Below are 18,385 nucleotides of genomic sequence, written 5' to 3'. Positions count from 1 at the left end.
TCCGCCGGTGGCGGGCGGGTCAGGAATGACTCGGGCCGATGCCCGCACCGGATGTGATGATGGCGCCTGAGATCTCGTCCAGATCGGCGGCGGTGAGGTCGACGTCCGCCGCCCCGATCCAGCCGTCGACTTGCTCGGCATTGCGGGCGCCGACGATCGCGCCGGTGACGCCCGGCCAGTGCAGCACCCAGGCGATGGCGATATCGGCCACGCCGACTCCATGGCGGGCGGCCACGGGGCGCAGCGCATCGGCGAGAGCCAGGTTGGCGGACAGACCGGTGGTGAAATCGGCGTGGGCCGAACGCCAGTCGTCGGCGGGCAGCCGGGCCGCGCGCTCGGCGGTGAACGCGCCGCTGAGTAGACCGGACTGCAAGGGGGAGTAGGTGATCACTCCGGCGTTGTTGGCGTGCGCCCAAGCGATCTCGTCGGCCGCGGACCGGTTGATGGCGGAGAACGGCGGCTGGATGCTGTCGACGTGGGCGATCTTTTCGGCCTGTTCGATCAGGTCGACGGTATGGTTGGACAGGCCGATCGCGCGCACCTTGCCTTCGGCCTTCAGGTCGGCCATGACCTGCCAGTACTCCTGCAGCGGGGTGGCGTTGGGCGACACGGCGCCGAAGCCGCCACCGGCGTACTCCAGCGACTCGCCGGTGTCGGGATAGTGCACCTGGTACAGGTCGATGTGGTCGACCCCCAGCCGCCGCAGCGAGTCTTCGAGTTCGCGGCGCACGCTGGCGGGCTTCATGATCCGGCGAGGCGCGGCCGACGGATTCTCCGGGTCCCAGACCAAGCCGACCTTGGTGAAAATGTACGGGCGGTCGGCTTGCGGCAGGCCGGCGATGGCCTTGCCGACCAGTTCCTCGGAGTGGCCGAGCCCGTAGACGGCGGCGGTGTCGATCCAGTTGACGCCGGAGGTGATCGCGCGCCGGATGGCGGCCACCGACTCCTCGTCGTCGGTGGCGCCCCAGCCGAAGCGCCAGCCGGAGCCGGACACGGCCCAGGAGCCGAAACCGAGGCGGGTGATGTCCATGCCCGTGGTGCCGAGCGGGCGAATGGGCAGGCTGTCGGTCATTCTTTGTATCTCTCTATCGCGTGGAACAGGTGGAAGCTGTGGTGGCTCAGCGGAAGAGCCAGGTATGGAAGCGGCGAGTCAAGGCCGGCATGACGATCCACACCATGGCGGCCACCGCGATGGGGATCAGGACGGCCAAGCGCAGTGGTACGGCGAAGTCTTTCAACAGTGGCGCAGTGGCGGTCACGAGTGCGGTGATGATCGGGTAGATACCGCAGACGGTCAGTAGCCACAGTTTCCACGGCGTGGGCTTGGCGGGCGTTGTCATATTCAGGCGAGGCAGTCCAGCACCAGCCGGGCGGCTTCGGGCAGCTCGATGTGATCCTCCGGGTAGGCCCCGAGGTGCCCGCCCTCCGGCAAGACGACCGCGGTGGCGCCGAGTTCGCGCACCAGTACACCGATGTGCTCCAACGGATTCGGGGCGTTGACCGGGTCGTCGATGGCCGCCAACGCTCGGAACCGCGTGGCTCCGGCGCGGATTCGGGGCCAGTCGAATCCGCCCTCGAAGAACTCCGCCAGCAGGTCGTAGCCGACCTCGTGCACCGAGGTCGACACCAGCACCGCGCCGGCGAATACCCCGCTCGCGGGGTCGTACTGCTCGAGGAAGCGAAGGATGTTGACGGCGCCGACGCTGTGTCCGACCAGCACGGTGTCTTGGGCGGGTGCGCGGGACGCGGCCTGCGCCAAGGTCTCCCGCCAGGGTTTCACCTTGGGCGCCGCGGAGTCGGGCAGATCGGGAATGACGACCTGGTGTCCAGCCGCCTCGAGTTCGGCCCGGAACGTGGGAAACCAAACGCTGTCGCTGCGCGCCTCGAGTCCGTGGGATACGACGAGGGTGCTCATGTGATTCTCCATAGTGTCGGAAGGAATGTCAGAAAGGCAGGGCGGCGGGTGCGTCGGTCTGCTGCAACAGGCGCGACTGGGTGAAGAACCCCGGGTCCCAATGGCTGCCGAACCCGCTGTCGCGGAAGCTGCTGACCGGTGAGTACGGGTCCTCGTCCACGGTGTGGTGGTTGATCGGGTTCTTGCCGCCCAGCTCCAGCACCACCGGAGTGAGATGCCGGCCCGCCAGCTCGCCGACGATCTGTCCGACTCCCGTCTATCCGGTGAATCCCACGCGCCGGACCCGGGAGTCGGCGATCAAGGCCGCAACCACCTCGGCGGCGTCCGCCCGGTCGTTGGTGATCACATTCAGCACCCCGGCGGGCAGCCCGGCCTCGGCCAGCACATCGGCGAGGAACAGCCCGGAGGTGATCGGCGCGTCCTCGCTCGGGCGCATCACCACTGTATTGCCCACCGCCAGCGCGACGGTGACGGCCCGCACAGCCAGCACCAGCGGCGCGTTCCACGGCACGATGGCCGCGACGACACCGGCTGCCTCGTAGGCGATTGCGGACCAATCACCGCCTGCGGCGGACCCTATGGCCTCGAGGTTCGCACCGGCGGCAGCCTTCGTGGCCTCCTGCATCAGCCGGGCAGCGCCAATGATGTTGAACCGCGCCCACTTCGCTGTCCCGCCCGTCTCGCGGCGAAGTATTTCGGTGAATTCGTCGAGTCTGTCCAGCAGCAGCTGCGCTGCTCGATCCAGGACGGCCCGGCGTTGCGCGGCGGACGCGCCCGCCCAGCTCGGGAAGGCCTGCTGCGCCGCGTCGACGGCGCGGGCCACGTCCTCGGCACGGCCCGCGGCAATATTTGCGTATACCCGCGCGGTATAGGGATCGGTATCAGTGGTCTCGGCGCCGGCCGCCGCAGGCAGCTCGACGCCACCGATCAGCAGTCCGCGCCGAATAGCCTGTGGTGCATTCACTGCGAGACTCTCCGTCACTCGATGTTTGCCGAACACGCCAAGTTTTGCCACGTGTCGGAGGTTGCGGGAGGTCTGGATGCGCCAACCGCGGTGCAAAAACGTGCCACAGTTCACCGGAGGCTGTCAGGCGCCCCAGCGTTGTACCGCGCGTCGGGCGGACCGCCGATCCTCATAGCGAGGAGCGCGGCCTGTTCCGAACGGGTGAGTGATCCACCGGCCGCGGCGTTTTCATAGCGCCTGCGCCGGGCCCGGGCGAGTTCGGAGCGCCAGGTGGTGCCGTTCTCGGCCAGTCGTCGTTGCAGCGAGCGGCCGTCCCCCGTCCGCCCGACGAGCAAATCTTCCGTCGCGCAGCGGCACGCCGAAGTTCCGGGAGGCGGAACGAGCCGTGCGCCTCCCGAAGGAGTGCGCACGGCCCCTGACGCACCGATCAGGCCGAGGCCGCGAGGGCCCCGTACGCCGGCTCGGCGACCGGCTCGATGGCGTAGCCCAGGATCTCGGCCACGTCGGCGACGGGGCGGACATCCAGTGCGGCAAGCACTTCCGCGGGGACGTCGTCCAGGTCCGGCTCGTTGCGGGCCGGGATGAACACCGTCTTCAGTCCCGCGCGCTGGGCGGCGAGCAGCTTCTGCTTCACCCCGCCGATCGGCAGCACCCGGCCGTTCAGCGTGACCTCACCGGTCATGCCGACATCCGAGCGGACCTGCCGCCCGAGGGCCAGCGACACCAGGGCGGTGACCATGGTGACGCCCGCGGACGGACCGTCCTTGGGCACCGCGCCCGCCGGGAAGTGGATGTGGATGTTGCGATCCAGCACCGAGGGCTCGATCCCGATCTCCTCGAGGTGCGAGCGGACGTAGGTCAGCGCGATCTGCGCGGACTCCTTCATCACATCGCCCAGCTGCCCGGTCAGGGTCAGCGAGCGCTCGCCCTCGGCGGCGTTGGCCTCGATGTAGAGGACGTCGCCACCCGCACCGGTGACCGCCAGGCCCGTCGCCACGCCGGGAACCGCGGTGCGCTCCACCGAATCCGGGGTGAAGCGGGGGCGGCCCAGGTAGTCCTTCAGGTCGGCCAGTCCGATCACCAGCTGATCGGAAACCACCGGTACCGTGCCGGATTCGGAATTCAGCAGGGCTTCGTAACCCAGATCCGGGTCGTAGCCCAGTGCCTGCCCGTCGATCCCGATCTCACCCTCGGGCGAGACACCGGAATCGACAATTCCGGCACCGGCATTCGCAGCGGTCCGAATCCCCGGGTCCTGCTCGGACAGCTTGGTCGCCGCCTTGCGCAGCGCCTTGGCGATCAGGCGCTCCATCTGCCGCACGCCCGCCTCGCGGGTGTAGTTCGCGGCGATCTCACGCAGCGCCTCCTCGGTGATCGAGACCTCCTGTGCGGTCAGCGCATTGCGCTCGAGCTGGCGCGGCACCAGGAAGTCGCGGGCGATGGCCACCTTGTCGTCCTCGGTGTAGCCGTCGACCGTGATCAGCTCCATGCGGTCCAGCAGCGGGCCGGGGATGGTGTCCATGACGTTCGCGGTCGCGATGAACAGCGTGTCGGACAGGTCCAGGTCCAGATCCAGGTAGTGGTCGCGGAACGTGTGGTTCTGCGCCGGATCCAGCACCTCGAGCAGCGCGGCGGCCGGATCGCCCCGGAAGTCCGAGCCGACCTTGTCGATCTCGTCCAGCAGCACAACGGGATTCATCGATCCCGCCTCCTTGATCGCGCGCACGATGCGCCCGGGCAGCGCGCCGACGTAGGTGCGCCGGTGCCCGCGGATCTCCGCCTCGTCCCGCACGCCGCCCAGGGCCACGCGCACGAACTTGCGACCCAGCGCCCGGGCCACGCTCTCACCGAGCGAGGTCTTGCCGACACCGGGCGGGCCGACCAGCACCAGCACCGCGCCGGAGCCGCGTCCGCCCACGACCTCGAGCCCGCGCGCGGCCCGCCGCGAGCGCACCGCCAGGTACTCGACCATGCGGTCCTTGACCTCGTCCAGGCCGTGGTGATCGGCGTCCAGCACCGCCCGCGCGGCCGAGACATCGGTCGAATCGGTGGTCTTCACCGTCCAGGGCAGTTCCAGCACGGTGTCGAGCCAGGTGCGGATCCAGCCCGCCTCGGGGCTCTGATCGCTACCGCGCTCGAGCCGGTCGACCTCGCGCAGCGCGGCCTCGCGGACCGACTCGGGCAGGTCCGCGTTCTCCACGCGGGTGCGGTAGTCGTCGGCGCCGTCGGGCTCGCCCTCGCCCAGCTCCTTGCGAATCGCGTTGAGCTGCTGACGGAGCAGGAATTCGCGTTGGGACTTCTCCATCCCCTCGCGCACGTCCTCGCTGATCTTCTCGGCGACCTCGGCCTCGGCGATGTGATCCTTCGTCCAGCCGATCAGCGCGGTCAGGCGCGCGGTCACATCGGGGGTCTCGAGGATTTCGCGCTTCTGCTCGTCGGTCAGGTACGGCGCGTAACCGGCGGTGTCGGCCAGGGCCGAGGGATCGGTCAGCTTGTTGACCGCGTCGATGACCTGCCAGGCCTCGCGGCGCTGCAGGACGGAGACGACCAGCTTCTTGTATTCGGCCGCGAGCTCCTTGGTGCGGCCGTCGGTCGCGGGGGTCTCGACCGGCTCGGCCTCGACCCACAGGGCCGCGCCCGGCCCGGTCACGCCGTGGCCGATCTTGGCCCGGTGCTCGGCCTTCAGGACCGCGGCGGGCGCGCCGCCGCGCATCCGGCCGACCTGTTCGATGGTGGCGACCACGCCGAAGGCGGCGTAGCCCTCGGCCAGGCGGGGGGCGAGCAGCACGGCGTCCAGCCCCGCGGCCCGCGCGGCGTCGATGGCGGCCTGCGCCGACTCGTCGAGCTCGATGGGCACAACCATGCCCGGCAGCACGATCGGATCGGTGAGGAACAGCACCGGCAGGTTCTGTGGTGTAGTCACGTTCGACCCTTTCCAAAGTTGAGCGATACCTGCTCAACCCCGGACCCGGCGGTTCTGTTCCGAACCCGTGTTCACCGACCGCGAACAGGTCAGCGATCCAAAGTTGAGCGTCACCTACTCAACAGCGATCGTCCGTGGATTGTTCCGATCTGAACATCCGGAGATTACAGATCGGGCCGACCGGCCCCCTCGCACGCCCGGACCTCTACCCTCATGCGATTAGGAGGTGCTGACTCATGTCGCCACGATCGGGTCTGACGACGGACCGGGTGGTCCGGGTCGCGGCCGAACTCGCCGACGAGATCGGGTTCGACAAGCTCACGCTCTCGGCGGTCGCCCGGAGGTTCGGGGTGAAGGACCCGAGCCTGTACGTCCACGTGCGCAATGTGCACGATCTGCGCGTGCGGGTGGCCCTGCTGGCCAGCGCCGAGCTGAACGAGCGAATCGGATCGGCCCTCGAGGGGCGGTCCGGCCGGGACGCGCTGGTCGCCTTCGCCGACGCGTACCGGTCCTACGTGCTGGATCATCCGCAGCGGTATGTGGCGACGCAGATCCCGATGGACCCGGCCGAGGTGGCCGAGGAACCCGCGCTGCTGCGCAGCATCGAACTCACCACCGCCCTGCTGCGCGGCTATGACCTGGGCGAGGCCGAGGGTTTGGACGCGGCGCGCCTGTTGCGCAGCACATTTCACGGATTCGCCACGCTCGAGGCATCCGGCGGTTTCGCGCACTCCCGTCCGGCCGAAGCGTCGTGGCCGCACATTGTCGACGCGCTGCATCTCACCCTGACGAACTGGCCGTCCTACGCGTAGGCAAGGCGTCGCGCCGGATCACCCTGGCCGCGAACCGTGTCAGGGTGCGGAGAGTTTCACGACGTGGGGAGAACAACCGATGCCGCCGCACGTATCCCGGTGGGCGCGAGCGGGTTTCGAGGGTGGAAGGGATTCGTCGTGAAGGCCGTCATCGTGTGCAGGTCGGTGTCGCACGGCAATACCAGGAAGGTCGCCGACGTCATCGGTGAGGTACTGGGGGCACGCGTCGTCGATCCCGCGGAGATCGATGCGACCGAGCTTCCTCGTGTGATTCGAACCGCGGCGGCACATCCTGATCCGTGCTACCGGGGCGCACTCGGATTCGAACTTCCCGGGTGCATTCGGGCCCGATCGCCGCGCAACGGGGCGGCATCTGCCCATATATTTCGGGCCGGTGTGATGAACAGTCCGTGCACCATCAGCAACGTAGGCGCATAGGGAGCGTGGCGCGTTCGGCCGAATCGCCGTACGGGGCCATCGTCCGGGCGGCGAGTATCCGACCGGCGGCACCGACAATGTAACCAGTGAAATCTACTGGGCGACAGCATGATCGGTTGTCATAGCAGTTTCCACGACGACGAGTTGCACGGCGTCCGGAGTCGATCCCACCGCCCTGCGGATCGGCGTTCGGACGGTTGACACCTGCGCCTGAGCGCCCATTCGACGCCGCGCCGAGGTCCTCGGTGCCGGATAAAATGTAGCTGCACGGTTTCCGGCCCCGGCGATCGTTGTTCAGCACAGGGGAGCCCGAGCGGATGGATCACCCGAGTAAGGGGATCGGCCGGCGCAAGGTGCTATTCGCCCTCGCGGGCTCCGTCGCACTCACCGCGATGACACAGCCGATGCAGGCGGTGACTATCGCGCGGAAGGCGCCGACAGGGCCCGAAGGCCCCGGGGAGCGGGCGCACCTGGCGGAGCGGGCGATCATCGAACGTCACGTGCACATGCTCTGGGGGCAGTCGGGGATGCGGCTGGGCACGCTGCACTGGCCATCGTCGCTGCTGGATCAACTGCTGCTGGCGCGATGGTGCTACTGGTGGCAGGCCCACCTGCTCGACTGCGCGATCGACGCCGCATACCGCGCCCGCACCCCCGAACGCATCGACCGGATCGGCGACCTCGCGCGGGGCATCCACACCCGCAATCTCACCGGCTGGACCAACGGGTACTGCGACGACATGTCGTGGCTGGTCCTGGCGCTCGAACGCGCCGACCGGCTACTGGGCGTCCGGTTCGGCGACGCCGTTCCGAGGCTGCGAAACGCCCTGGTCGACGGCTGGAATCCGGCCGTCGGCGCGGTGCCCTGGAAGATCGGCAACGACTACTACAGCACCTCCGCGATCGGCCCGACCGGCATCGCCATGGCGCGCCTGGGCAATGTGCCGCGCGCCGCCCAGCTCGCCGACTTCCTGAACACCCGGCTGCGCGACGCCGACAGCGGCCTCGTCCTCGACGGTGTGCACGAACCGAGCGGGCAGGTGAACCGGGTCCTGCTCACCTACTGCCAGGGCGTGGCCATCGGGCTGGAAACCGAATTGGCCGTCCGCACAGGCGATTCGGGTCATCGCGACCGCGCCGCGGCGCTCGTCGCCGGGACCGCGGACCGGCTCACCACCGCCGGCGTCATCGCCCCGGCCGCCGGGAACGACTCCGGCCTGTTCATGGGCATCCTCGCCAGATACCTCGCCCAGACAGCCCTGGCCCTGGGCGACACCACCGCCGCGAGGATCGTGCACGCCTCCGCCCAGGCGGCCTGGGCCAACCGCGCCGAGGTGGACGGGCTGCCGCTCTTCGGCGCGGACTGGACCCGCCCGGTAGCCGCACCCGGTAGCCTGATGACCCTCCCCGACCTCACGGACCCGCCCACGGGATCCGCGCCGAACCTCACCCGCGACCTGTCGATCCAGCTGAGCGCATGGATGCTGCTCGAGGCGGACTATCAGCTCACCGCCGCCGGACGCTGAGTCCCCGGCTTCCGGCGGAAGCGGGGTATTGCTGGTTGCCGGAATTACCAAAGATTATCGAGATTGAGCAATTCACCTGGATCAAGCGCAACCGGAAACGGTGCGTCGATGTGGAGCTTTTCACCGGCATAGAACGTCACCGGCCGACCGTATGCCCCGTCCACCAGCGAGTGGACTGCGATTTGGGGACGCGGATCCAGATCGATAATCCAATACTGCGGAATCCCGGTCTCTGCGTATTCGTACAGCTTGTCGACTCGCTCGGTCTGCTCGCTACCGCTGCGCCGCGAGACAACCTCGACCGCCAAAAGAACATCGCGTCCGTAATAGGTACGCATCCCGGTCTCCATGGCGACACGCGCGGCCTCACCATCTATCACCGCGACATCGGGTTTGCGGACTCCTGCCGAGGTGGAGATATCCATAGGTGCTTGAATGTAGACCTTGGCACCAGCACTACGTGCAGCCGCTCGGAAGTAATCCCTCAGGGCATCGGCGACCCTGTCGTGCAGAGGGCTCGGTGACAACGGAATCAACCACCCGTCGGCAAGCTCGTACCCCTTGCCCTCATCGGGCATAGCGTCCAGATCGTAGATCGTGTACGGCCCGAAGACATGGTCATGGGCAACACTCACGGCGTCCGGCGTCCTTCCTTTCGGCCGACTTCCTCCCGTCCACAGCGTACCCGTCGACACGGCACGCACAGGGTCCTCGGCGCCCCCGCTCCCCGCGGAAAACGTGTTGCTGACTTCGGCACTGTCCGACTACTTCTATCGTTGACGGCATGGGGTCGGTGTGCCGGAACGCGGTGGCCCGCGCCGAGAGGAGCATGGGTGAGCACGGGGCATGACTGGCGGCAGGCCGGGTTCGTGCTGGCGATCGTGGGCGCGTTGATCGCGGTGCCCGCGGTGCTGGCGGCGGTGGTACCGACGCGGGGGACTGCGGTGGGGGCGGGGGAGAAGATCGTGCTCAGCGCGCCGGGCGAGGCACCGGACACCATCGAATTCACCGGGATCGACGGGTGGACGCGGCGGCCGACGGGGGACGATACGACCGCGGTGCTGGACGGGCCGAACCGGCGGGTGCTGCTGGTGAATGTCGTCAACGGGGTGACCGATTTCGACGCCGCGGCGCGGTGGCGGCAGAAGGTGCTGGGGGTGCAGGCCTTCGACGTGGTCACCGACAACGAGCAGATCGGCAATACGCACGGGTTCTCCGGGCCGACCTGCCACGGGACGACCCACCCCGGCGTGTGCGCGGTGCTGGGCAATCACAATCTGGCGGTGTCGGTGCTGCTCAGCGGGCAGTCGTCGATGTCGGATCTGCTGCCGGTGATCTACTCGCTGCGGGCGAAGTCGTGAACGGCCCCCACGTCCCGGGAGGCGGGTGGCCGCCGCGGGTCGCGATGCCGAACCCGATGCCGGTCGCCAGGCCGCAATATCAGTACGCGGGCCCCGCCGGACCGAACCCGTGGTTCCTGCCCCGCTCGGCTCTGTGGTGGATCTACTGGCTGGTCTGCCTCGGCGGCCTGGCCGCGCTGGTGTTCCAGCTGCTGCCGGCCGCGGTGCTCACCTGGTCCGGGATTCTGGTGGGGTTGCCGTTCGCGGTGGTGACGCTGCTGGTGATCGCGACGCTGATCCTGTGGCTCGATCTGTTCCGCGCGCACGTGCGGATCGTGAACGTGCTGGCGATGGGCTTCGTGTGGGGTGCGGCGGGCGGCACGGGCATCGCAATGTTCGCCAACGACAACATCACTCGCATCATCCAGAACGTGTTCGGCGACGCGTTCGCGGAGAACTGGCAGGCCCCGATCGCGGCCACCATCGTCGAGGAGAGCCTCAAGGGCCTGGGCGTGTTCACGGTGGCGTGGCTGAGCCGTCCGCTGCTGACCCGGCCGATGCACGGACTGTTGCTGGGCGGATTCACCGGGCTCGGATTCCAGGTCATCGAGGACATCACCTACGAGGCCAATGCGGGATTGCTGTCCGCGCAGGGGGATATCGGCAGCGCGCTGATCGTCGGGGTGCTGCGGCTGTTCACCGGATTCGTCTCACACTGGATGCTCACCGGCATCGCCGGGATCGGCATCGTCACGGCGCTGGGCGCGCCGGGATGGTCCCGGGCGCGGCGTGCGGTGGTCTTCGCTATCTTCTATTTGCTCGGCGCCGCAATGCATTTCGGCTGGGACTCGCCGACCTCCGACGATTCGGGCCTGGGCGGTACCCTCCTGAAGGGCGTGCTCTTCGTCGTCATCTTCGTCGTGGTCTACCTGTGGGTGGTGCGCACCGAGCAGCGCTGGTTCCGCGCCCTGGTCGACTTCGTGGCAGCGCAGCGGATGGCCCCGCCGGACGAATTGAACACCTTGGTCTCCCGCCGCGCGCGGCACCGGGCCCGCAAGGCGCAGCGCGTGCCCCAGCGGATCGCGCGACTGCGGCGGCACGAACTGCTCGACTGGGCGCAGGCCGTGGACGCCCACCTCACCGCGACCGGCGGTGCAATACTCAGCAGGCCGACCGGTTCGATGATCACCGAGCCCGGCGCCCGCTGAGCTCACCGACCGCCCACTCGTGAGGAGCACCCGACCATGCTTGCCGCACGCCTGCATCTCGGCGCCGAACGCCGCCTGGAACTCGACGAGATCCCGACCCCGGAACCCGGCCCGGATCATGTGCTGATCAAGGTCGAGGCCGCGGGCGTGTGCCTGTCCGATGTGCATCTGATCGACGGCACGCTGACCCCGCTGTTCCTGGGGGGCGACGTGGTGACCCTCGGGCACGAGGTCGCGGGCACGGTGCACGCGCTGGGACCGGGCGTCACCGCGGCGAAGGTCGGCGACCGGGTGCTGCTACAGGCCGGCGAGCGGCGCGAGGAGCAGGTGTTCACCCGCGGGGTCGACTACGACGGCGGCTGGGCTGAATACGCCCTGGCCCGCGTGGACACGCTGGTGCCGATCCCCGACGATCTCCCGTTCGAGCAGGCCTGTTTCATTCCGGACGCGGTGTCCACGCCGTGGGCGGCGATCACCGCCACCGCGCAGGTCCGCCCCGGCGAGGCGGTCGGCGTGTGGGGCGTGGGCGGGCTCGGCGCACACGGCGTCCAACTGCTGCGGATGATGGGTGCGGCGCCGATCATCGCGGTCGACCCGCTGCCCGGCGCCCGCGACCGCGCGCTCGAATTCGGCGCGGACCTGGCCTTCGATTCGGCCGACGCCGCTCTGCGCGGCAAGATCTTCGCCGCGACCGGCGGTGCGGGACTGGCCGCGGCCTTCGACTTCGCCGGGGTGGCCGCCGTGCGCGAGCAGGCCATCGTCTGCCTCGGCGCGCGCGGGCGACTGACCCTGGTCGGCCTGACCAACAAGCCGATCACCATCACCGGCGGCACCGCGTTCAGCTTCTTCCAGCAGCAGCTGCGCGGGCATTACGGATCGGAGCCCGAGCACGTCACCGAACTGGTGAAACTGCAACGGCTGCACCGCATCGACTTCGCCCGCTCGGTGAGCGCGGTGGTGCCGCTGGCCGATGCGCACAAGGCCGTGCACGCCCTGGAGGCCAAAGAGGGCAACCCGATCCGGATCGTGCTGAAGCCATAAACGGGGATGGCACGCCGCCGGGCTTGCGGGGTGGGTAAGACGAGTGCGCGTCGGGCCGACCGGGTGGGTGAGGACTAGGGTGAGAACCTCGGTGCCTCGATATCTCAGCACCAGCTCGGCACAGCGTTCGACCACAGAGGGGGACCCCAGATGACGACGGTCGCCGGCGGGGTCTTCATCGACTGGGAGACTCTCACCCATCAGACCAAATTCGTCGTCGACCTGGTCAGTTTCCCGATCTTCAGCGCCGCCGCGGGCTGGCTCACCAACTGGACCGGCGTGCTGATGCTGTTCTGGCCGTTGCAGTTCCGCGGCGTCCGGATTCCGGGGCTGACGGTGCTGTATCCGTACTTTCCGCGGCGGGTGCAGGTGCTGCCGACGTTCTCCGGAGACGGCCGGCGGATCGGCTTCCAGGGATTCATTCCCGCCCGCGCCGAGAAGATGGCCAGCATCTGCGTCGACATGGCGATCATGCGGATCGGTAGTCCCCGGGACTTCATTCACGAACTGGATCTGCAGGGCATCGCGGACTACATCGCCGAGACCGCCCGCCCGCAGGTGCCTGAGCTGGTCGACAGCGTGATGCACCGGGAGAACCCGGAGCTGTGGCGGGCGGTGCCCCGGGCCGCGCGCCAGCTGCTGTACCAGCGGGTCGAGCGCGAGTTGCCCGCGCTGTGCCGGCGCGCGTTCGAGCAGCTGGGCGACAACGTCGATCAGCTCATCGACATCAAGATCTTCGTCATCCGTTATCTGCGCGAAAACCCTTACATCCTCGAGGATCTGACCACCACCATCGCGGCGCCGGAGCTGCGCTTCATGGTGCGCGTCGGCCTGCTGGGCGCGCCGTTCGGATTCCTGCTGGCGCTGTATATGAATGTGCACAAACACATTTCGGTGATCGGCTGGATTCCGGGCTGGGTAGTCGTGCTGGCGGCCGCGGCCGCGATCGGCGTGCTGGTCAACGTGATCGCGATCAAGATGGTGTTCGAGCCAGGAGATCCGCAGCCGCGCTACAAATACCTGTGGAAGCAGGCGCTGCTGGCCAAGCGGCAGCCACAGGCGGCCGGCGATCTGGCGCACATCCTGGCCTACGAGGTGCTGACGCTGCCCAATCTGGCCGGCGAACTGCTGGAGGGCCCGAACGGCGACAAGACCTATCAGATCGTGGAAACGCTGATCGCCGAGGAGATCCATCGCCAGCTCGGCATCACCACCGGCGTGGTCCGCGCGGCGTTCGGGCGCCGGCAGTTCGACAACCTGAAGACGGGCGCGGCCGGCGCCGCGGTGGGCCTGGCGCCGTCGCTGGTCGCGGACGAGGCCTTCACGATGGAGCAGGCCAAGAAGATCGAGGAGTTCGCCGCGCGCAAGTTGCAGCACCTCACCCCGGGCGAGTTCATGGAGATGTTCTACGCCTCGGTCGAGCAGGACGCCTGGCTGCTGTATCTGCACGGCGCGGCGCTCGGGCTGGTCGTGGGCGCGGTCCATCTGATTCTGTTCGGCTGGTAAACGCCAACGTTTCACGATAAACAAGCACTCATGCTTGCATTTTTCCGGGCGCGTTTGCGATGCTGGGTCGATGGCTGACCTGGTGACACTTCTCGACGACTTCGCGGCCGAATGCGCCGATCTGGATGCGATCGTCGCGGCGCTGCCCGCCGCGGAGTGGGCATTGCCCACACCCGCGCCCGGCTGGACGATCGCGCACCAGATCGGGCATCTGGCGTGGACCGACGACGTCGCCGCGCTCTCGGCGACCGACCCCGACGCCTTCGCCGAACTGGTGCGCCAGGCCCTGCCCAAGGCCCTGACCTTCGTCGACGAGGGCGCCGAGCAGGCCGCCGCGACCCCGCCCGCCGAGCTGCTCGACCGCTGGCGCCGCGGGCGATCCGCGCTCGTCGAGGCGCTGGGAAAGGTTCCGGCCGGGGTCAAGCTGCCCTGGTACGGACCGCCGATGAGCCCGTCGTCGATGGTCACCGCTCGCCTGATGGAGACCTGGGCCCACGGTCAGGACGTGGCCGACACGCTCGGCATCACCCGCACCCCGACCACGCGGCTGCGCAGCATCGCCCACATCGGCGTCCGCACCCGGAATTTCGCCTACACGGTGCACGAACGGCCCGCTCCCGCCGAGGATTTCCGGGTCGAACTGACCGCGCCGGACGGCGACCTGTGGACGTGGGGCCCGGAATCGGCACCGCAGCGCGTGACGGGAACGGCCCTGGACTTCTGCCTGCTGGTGACCCAGCGCAGGCACCGAGACGATCTGGCCCTGCGGGCGAGCGGCGCCGATGCGGACGAATGGCTCGGCATTGCCCAGGCCTTCGCCGGCCCCTCGGGAACGGGCCGGGCCGCGGGACAATTCGCCTGATACGAAGACAGGCGGGCGAGCGCCGACTTGGTTCGCGCCTGCCTGATGCCGACCGGACGCCTTTGGCCGGAAGCTCCGTGTTGGCAGTCGAAGCAGGCGCTCGCCTGCCGGTTTGCTGATTACCCTGTCTCCCACAACTGGAAACACGCGAAATAACGAGAATTTGACGTGCGTGCCGCATGACGGGCCAACGGGGGCGCCTGACGGCAGTGGGGCGATTCACCACTGCCGCCAGGCTTTTGGGGAGGCCGAGCTCAGAAGAGGGTCAGAGCATCGGCCGGTTCCGGTGCGGGCCGGGAGGATTTCGGGCGCAGGGCAACCTTTGCGACGCCGGACGCGAGCGCACGGTCGACCTGCACCCCGGGCTGGCCGACCAGGACCCTCGGATCCACAGGCTCGACCACCGGAATGGGCTCTGTCGTCGGCTCGATCACCGGGATCGGGTCGGTCGGCGGGGCCGGGTCGATCGGCCGAGCCGGATCGCCCAGCGACAGCGAGGGGAGGTCGGAAATACCCGTCGCGTTCGCATCGGGTGCGGCCTGGGCCTCACGGGCCGCGGCGCCGGCGAGCTGATCGGCCTGCTCGTTGTAGTAGTTGCCGACATGGCCACGGACCCAGCGGAATCGGACCGGGCCGGGGCGGGTGCAGATGGCGCGGTCGATGTGCCGGACCAGTTCGACGTTCTTCACGGGGCCGCCCGTGGAGGTGCGCCAGCCGTTGCCCCGCCAGCCCGAAACCCATTCCGACGCACACTTGATCGCATACAGCGAATCGCTCTCGATGAACAGCGGCTCCTCGCCCGGATGCGCGACGATCGCCTCGAGCACCGCACGTAGTTCGGCAACCTGATTGGTGCCGGCCGAGGCGCCCCCACTGGCGGAGGCACCCTGATGATTGACCCAGGCCCATCCGATGGCGCCCCCGGGATTGCGGAGGCAGGATCCGTCGGTGCTCACGATGATCATGCACGTACCCTACGCAATTCGGCCGACAAGATCCGTACCGTGGAAATCCTCGATAGCCCTTCGTAATTGCGATTCGCTGCGGCGCAGCATCCATTGCAGGGTCGCGCGGATCGGCGTGGCACACAGCCGGACCGAGCGTCGGCGCGGCGCCGGGTACTCGATCTCCGAGGTCAGCACGGCACGGCCGTATCCGAGGGGGTCGAAGCGCAGGGTCAGGGTGCACCATGCGGGTGCGGATCCGGATACCGCAGGCGTCACCTTCCCCGGGCGACGCCTGCGCAGCGTGTATCCGATGACCGCGTTGGGGCGGTACTGCGTGATCTCACACTCGACCGTGGTGCGCCACATCCCGAAGCGCAGGGTCGCGGCATAGACGGCGCCCGCCCCGCAGCCGGTCTCACCGGCCGGTTCGAATGCCGCGATGCCGACCATCCACTCCGGCACGAACGCGGGATTATCCGTGTACGTGAACGCGACCTCCACCGGTGCCCCGACGTCGCTCGCGTATCTGATGTGGCCCATAGGTGTGCTGACTTCCTGTTCCACGGCTGCGGATAAAAGTACTACAGGACTCCTATTTATTAAAAGGGAACCGGCGAACCGGGTCGACGACGAGCGGGCGATCGCGGCGATCAGTCCAGGAGTTGGCCGACGATGTGTTCGGCGATCGGATAGGCCGACGTCGCCGCCGGCGACGGGGCATTGAGCACGTGCACCGAACGCTGGGTGCGCTCGATCAGGAAGTCGTGCACCAGGGTTCCGTCGTGCAACACCGCCTGGGCGCGGATGCCGCACTCGCGCGGGCGCAGATCCGCCAGGGTGAGGTCCGGGCAGTATCGGCGGCACTGCGCCAGATACCCGCGCTTGAAGACCGAGTCCCGCATTTCGCGCAGGCCGGTCCGGACGTTGGCCGCCGCGACGCGGTGAAATCCCCGGTAGCCCAGTATCTCCCGGGCATCGCGCAGATCGACGCTGCCCTTGCGATAGCCCTCCCGGGACAGCCCGAGTACCGCGTTCGGGCCGACGGTCAGCTCCCCGTCGATGGTCGGGCTCAGATGCACGCCGAGGAAGGGCAGGTCCGGATCCGGGATCGGGTAGATGAGGGTGTTCACCAGATCGGCTCGGGTGGAGGGCAATTGGTAGTACTCACCACGAAACGGCACGATACGCAACGCGACCGGCAATCCCGCCAGCCGCGCCAGCCGGTCGGATTGCAGGCCGCCGCAGACGACCAGCCGCCGCGCTCGCCAGGACCCCGCCGGGCCGGAAATCGTGACGGCATCGGAGTTTTCGTCGATCGCGGTGATCTCCGCACCGAGCACGATCTGCGCGCCGCGGGCCCGCACCTGCTCGGCGAGCGCCGCGGTGATCCGGACGTAGTCGACGATGCCGGTGCTCGGCACGAACAGCGCGCCCGTCCCGCGCACGCGGGGCTCGCGCCGCACCAACTCGGCGGCATCGATCAGTTCCACCTCGACGTCGTTGGCGACCGACCGCTCGTACAGGTCCAGCATCCGGGCGTGCTCGACGGAATCCGTGGCCACCAGCAGTTTTCCGCACACCCGATACGGAATGCCCTGTGCGGCCGCGAACTCCTTGGTCCACTGCGCGCCGCGGCGGCACATCCGGGCCTTGAGGCTGCCGGGCGCATAGTAGATCCCGGAATGGATCACCCCGCTGTTGTGTCCGGTCTGATGGGCCGCGAGCGCCGCGGCCTTGTCCACCAGCAGCACGCTCGCCCCGGGGCGTTCCTCGAGGAGCCGGTACGCCGTCGCCACCCCGACGATGCCCCCGCCGATCACGCAGTAGTCGTACACCCGGAAAGTGTCACACGCCGGCATGCGAACAAGAAGCACGGCCGCGGCGAGCGACCGCACCGGAGCCGAGCACCACCCGAGCTCAGTCCGTACCGAGCCGACGATCCGGCCGCACGCACGGCGGCCCAGTCCCTGACCTGCGCGGGAGCAGAACGCCGGTCAGGCTCAGGCCTGTGCGATCTGGTCTTGATGGTCCGCCGACGCGGGCTCGGTGTGCCGCGGGGACAGCTGCACGGCGTGCTCGCCGAGGGCCGGGTCCGAGACCGCGAGGGTGATCCGGCCGTGCCGGACGTCCAGGTCGGTGCGGAGCTGGGTGTCGCCGACCTGCGTGCCCGATGCGTCCGCCCCTGCGATCAGCTCCGTGAACAGATTGGTATTCACGGTCATCGACAGCGAATCCGGTTCGGTGCGACTCACTTTCGCGCCCAGATAGGCATCACTGAGCGACGGCAGCCGATCGCCCATGGTGGGATTCGTCTGCACCGCGACGACAGTGGGTGAGACGGCCGGCTGGGTAGTGGGGGCGGCGGGCCGCGGGACGGCAGCGACTGCGGGGTAGACCCGGGCCTGCGCGGTGAATCTCGCGGTGACGACCGGTTGCTGCGGCGCAGCGGCCTGCTCCGCGAGCGGCCCGTCCATGCCCGGCGGGCCGGGTTCGACGCGGACCGGGCGCGCGGCTGCGTCGCGCTGATTGGATGCCATCTCATTGACGATGTAGGTACCGGCCGCGACGGTGAACCCGATGCTGGCCATTCCGGCGAGCACCACGGCGGCGTGCCTGGCGATCTGCGGCGATTTCACGGTGCGTCTCCCTCTCCCTGGTCCTCCCTGCCCGCCCGACCCACACCGTTGAAAATCGGACGCACGTCCAGGTTACTGTGTCAGGGGGTACCGCACCGGACCGATGATCAAGATCACAGCACCGATCAGGGAAGACGACCCGGCGCATCCGACGCTGCCGTCAGCCGGAGGATCGGATCAGGCGCAGGATGGGCACCCCCTTGGGCGGTTGCCGACCACGTCCGTGCACGAACGGCCGGTCGGCATCGGCAGACGCAGATCGCAGAC

Annotated in this window: 17 protein-coding genes and 1 pseudogene; 7 read left to right on the top strand and 11 right to left on the bottom strand. The window is 68.7% G+C overall.

Going from position 1 to position 18,385, the window contains the following annotated elements; translation table 11 throughout:
* Positions 1 to 19: 19 nt before the first annotated feature.
* The 6 genes from ABH933_RS07305 to lon form a co-directional block, all read right to left on the bottom strand.
* A complete protein-coding gene (locus ABH933_RS07305) occupies positions 20 to 1,072 on the bottom strand; it encodes an aldo/keto reductase (protein WP_429418559.1) in 1,053 nt (350 codons plus the stop codon).
* Between the two features lie 46 nt (positions 1,073 to 1,118).
* Positions 1,119 to 1,340 (bottom strand): hypothetical protein, encoded by a 222-nt coding sequence (locus ABH933_RS07300; RefSeq protein ID WP_429418557.1) that lies wholly within the window; start codon positions 1,338 to 1,340, stop codon positions 1,119 to 1,121.
* A gap of 2 nt (positions 1,341 to 1,342) precedes the next feature.
* A complete protein-coding gene (locus tag ABH933_RS07295; RefSeq protein WP_429418555.1) occupies positions 1,343 to 1,915 on the bottom strand; it encodes an alpha/beta fold hydrolase in 573 nt (190 codons plus the stop codon).
* A 28-nt stretch (positions 1,916 to 1,943) separates the two neighbouring features.
* A complete protein-coding gene (locus ABH933_RS07290) occupies positions 1,944 to 2,120 on the bottom strand; it encodes a hypothetical protein (protein WP_429418553.1) in 177 nt (58 codons plus the stop codon).
* Positions 2,121 to 2,171: 51 nt separating this feature from the next.
* Positions 2,172 to 2,879, bottom strand: a complete 708-nt coding sequence (locus ABH933_RS07285; RefSeq protein WP_429418551.1) for an aldehyde dehydrogenase family protein — start codon at positions 2,877 to 2,879, stop codon at positions 2,172 to 2,174.
* Positions 2,880 to 3,306: 427 nt separating this feature from the next.
* Entirely contained in the window at positions 3,307 to 5,742 is a 2,436-nt protein-coding gene (gene lon / locus ABH933_RS07280) for an endopeptidase La (RefSeq protein ID WP_429419215.1), read from the bottom strand.
* A 296-nt stretch (positions 5,743 to 6,038) separates the two neighbouring features.
* Here lon and ABH933_RS07275 point away from each other — a divergent pair, with 296 nt between their 5' ends.
* Positions 6,039 to 6,614 (top strand): TetR/AcrR family transcriptional regulator, encoded by a 576-nt coding sequence (locus ABH933_RS07275; protein WP_429418549.1) that lies wholly within the window; start codon positions 6,039 to 6,041, stop codon positions 6,612 to 6,614.
* A gap of 755 nt (positions 6,615 to 7,369) precedes the next feature.
* Positions 7,370 to 8,578 carry a glycoside hydrolase family 76 protein gene (locus ABH933_RS07270; RefSeq protein ID WP_429418547.1) on the top strand — a complete coding sequence of 403 codons (1,209 nt, stop codon included), beginning with the start codon at positions 7,370 to 7,372 and terminating at the stop codon, positions 8,576 to 8,578.
* A gap of 44 nt (positions 8,579 to 8,622) precedes the next feature.
* Here ABH933_RS07270 and ABH933_RS07265 read toward each other — a convergent pair whose 3' ends face one another.
* Positions 8,623 to 9,213: a Uma2 family endonuclease gene (locus ABH933_RS07265; RefSeq protein WP_429418545.1), complete on the bottom strand. Its 591-nt coding sequence runs from the start codon at positions 9,211 to 9,213 to the stop codon at positions 8,623 to 8,625.
* Between the two features lie 198 nt (positions 9,214 to 9,411).
* Between ABH933_RS07265 and ABH933_RS07260 the strand changes: the two genes are divergently transcribed.
* From ABH933_RS07260 to ABH933_RS07240, 5 genes are all read left to right on the top strand, one after another.
* Positions 9,412 to 9,939, top strand: coding sequence for a hypothetical protein (locus ABH933_RS07260; RefSeq protein WP_215914942.1), 528 nt, complete (start codon positions 9,412 to 9,414; stop codon positions 9,937 to 9,939).
* A 56-nt stretch (positions 9,940 to 9,995) separates the two neighbouring features.
* Positions 9,996 to 11,126 (top strand): PrsW family intramembrane metalloprotease, encoded by a 1,131-nt coding sequence (locus ABH933_RS07255; RefSeq protein WP_429418543.1) that lies wholly within the window; start codon positions 9,996 to 9,998, stop codon positions 11,124 to 11,126.
* A gap of 36 nt (positions 11,127 to 11,162) precedes the next feature.
* The gene (locus ABH933_RS07250) at positions 11,163 to 12,167 is read left to right on the top strand and encodes a zinc-binding dehydrogenase (protein WP_429418541.1); all 1,005 of its coding nucleotides are present in this window, start codon (positions 11,163 to 11,165) and stop codon (positions 12,165 to 12,167) included.
* Positions 12,168 to 12,317: 150 nt separating this feature from the next.
* Positions 12,318 to 13,673: a hypothetical protein gene (locus ABH933_RS07245; protein ID WP_429418539.1), complete on the top strand. Its 1,356-nt coding sequence runs from the start codon at positions 12,318 to 12,320 to the stop codon at positions 13,671 to 13,673.
* A 70-nt stretch (positions 13,674 to 13,743) separates the two neighbouring features.
* Positions 13,744 to 14,535 (top strand): TIGR03084 family metal-binding protein, encoded by a 792-nt coding sequence (locus ABH933_RS07240; protein WP_429418537.1) that lies wholly within the window; start codon positions 13,744 to 13,746, stop codon positions 14,533 to 14,535.
* Positions 14,536 to 15,070: 535 nt separating this feature from the next.
* On the opposite strand, the pseudogene ABH933_RS07235 reads toward ABH933_RS07240, so the two are convergent.
* The 4 genes and pseudogenes from ABH933_RS07235 to ABH933_RS07220 form a co-directional block, all read right to left on the bottom strand.
* Positions 15,071 to 15,500 (bottom strand): annotated as a pseudogene (locus ABH933_RS07235) (ribonuclease H family protein); the annotation flags it as partial.
* A gap of 9 nt (positions 15,501 to 15,509) precedes the next feature.
* Complete coding sequence (locus ABH933_RS07230) at positions 15,510 to 16,022, bottom strand: SRPBCC family protein (RefSeq protein WP_215914947.1); 513 nt, start codon at positions 16,020 to 16,022, stop codon at positions 15,510 to 15,512.
* Positions 16,023 to 16,132: 110 nt separating this feature from the next.
* The gene (gene lhgO / locus ABH933_RS07225; RefSeq protein WP_429418535.1) at positions 16,133 to 17,317 is read right to left on the bottom strand and encodes an L-2-hydroxyglutarate oxidase; all 1,185 of its coding nucleotides are present in this window, start codon (positions 17,315 to 17,317) and stop codon (positions 16,133 to 16,135) included.
* Positions 17,318 to 17,482: 165 nt separating this feature from the next.
* Complete coding sequence (locus tag ABH933_RS07220; RefSeq protein WP_429418534.1) at positions 17,483 to 18,118, bottom strand: hypothetical protein; 636 nt, start codon at positions 18,116 to 18,118, stop codon at positions 17,483 to 17,485.
* Positions 18,119 to 18,385 lie beyond the last annotated feature (267 nt).

Origin of the sequence: Nocardia sp. GP40 (assembly GCF_050434125.1) — a bacterium.
In the GTDB taxonomy this organism is placed as follows: domain Bacteria; phylum Actinomycetota; class Actinomycetes; order Mycobacteriales; family Mycobacteriaceae; genus Nocardia; species Nocardia albiluteola.
Note: the sequence above shows the minus strand (reverse complement) of the source record. Positions and strands in the feature narration are given on the sequence as shown.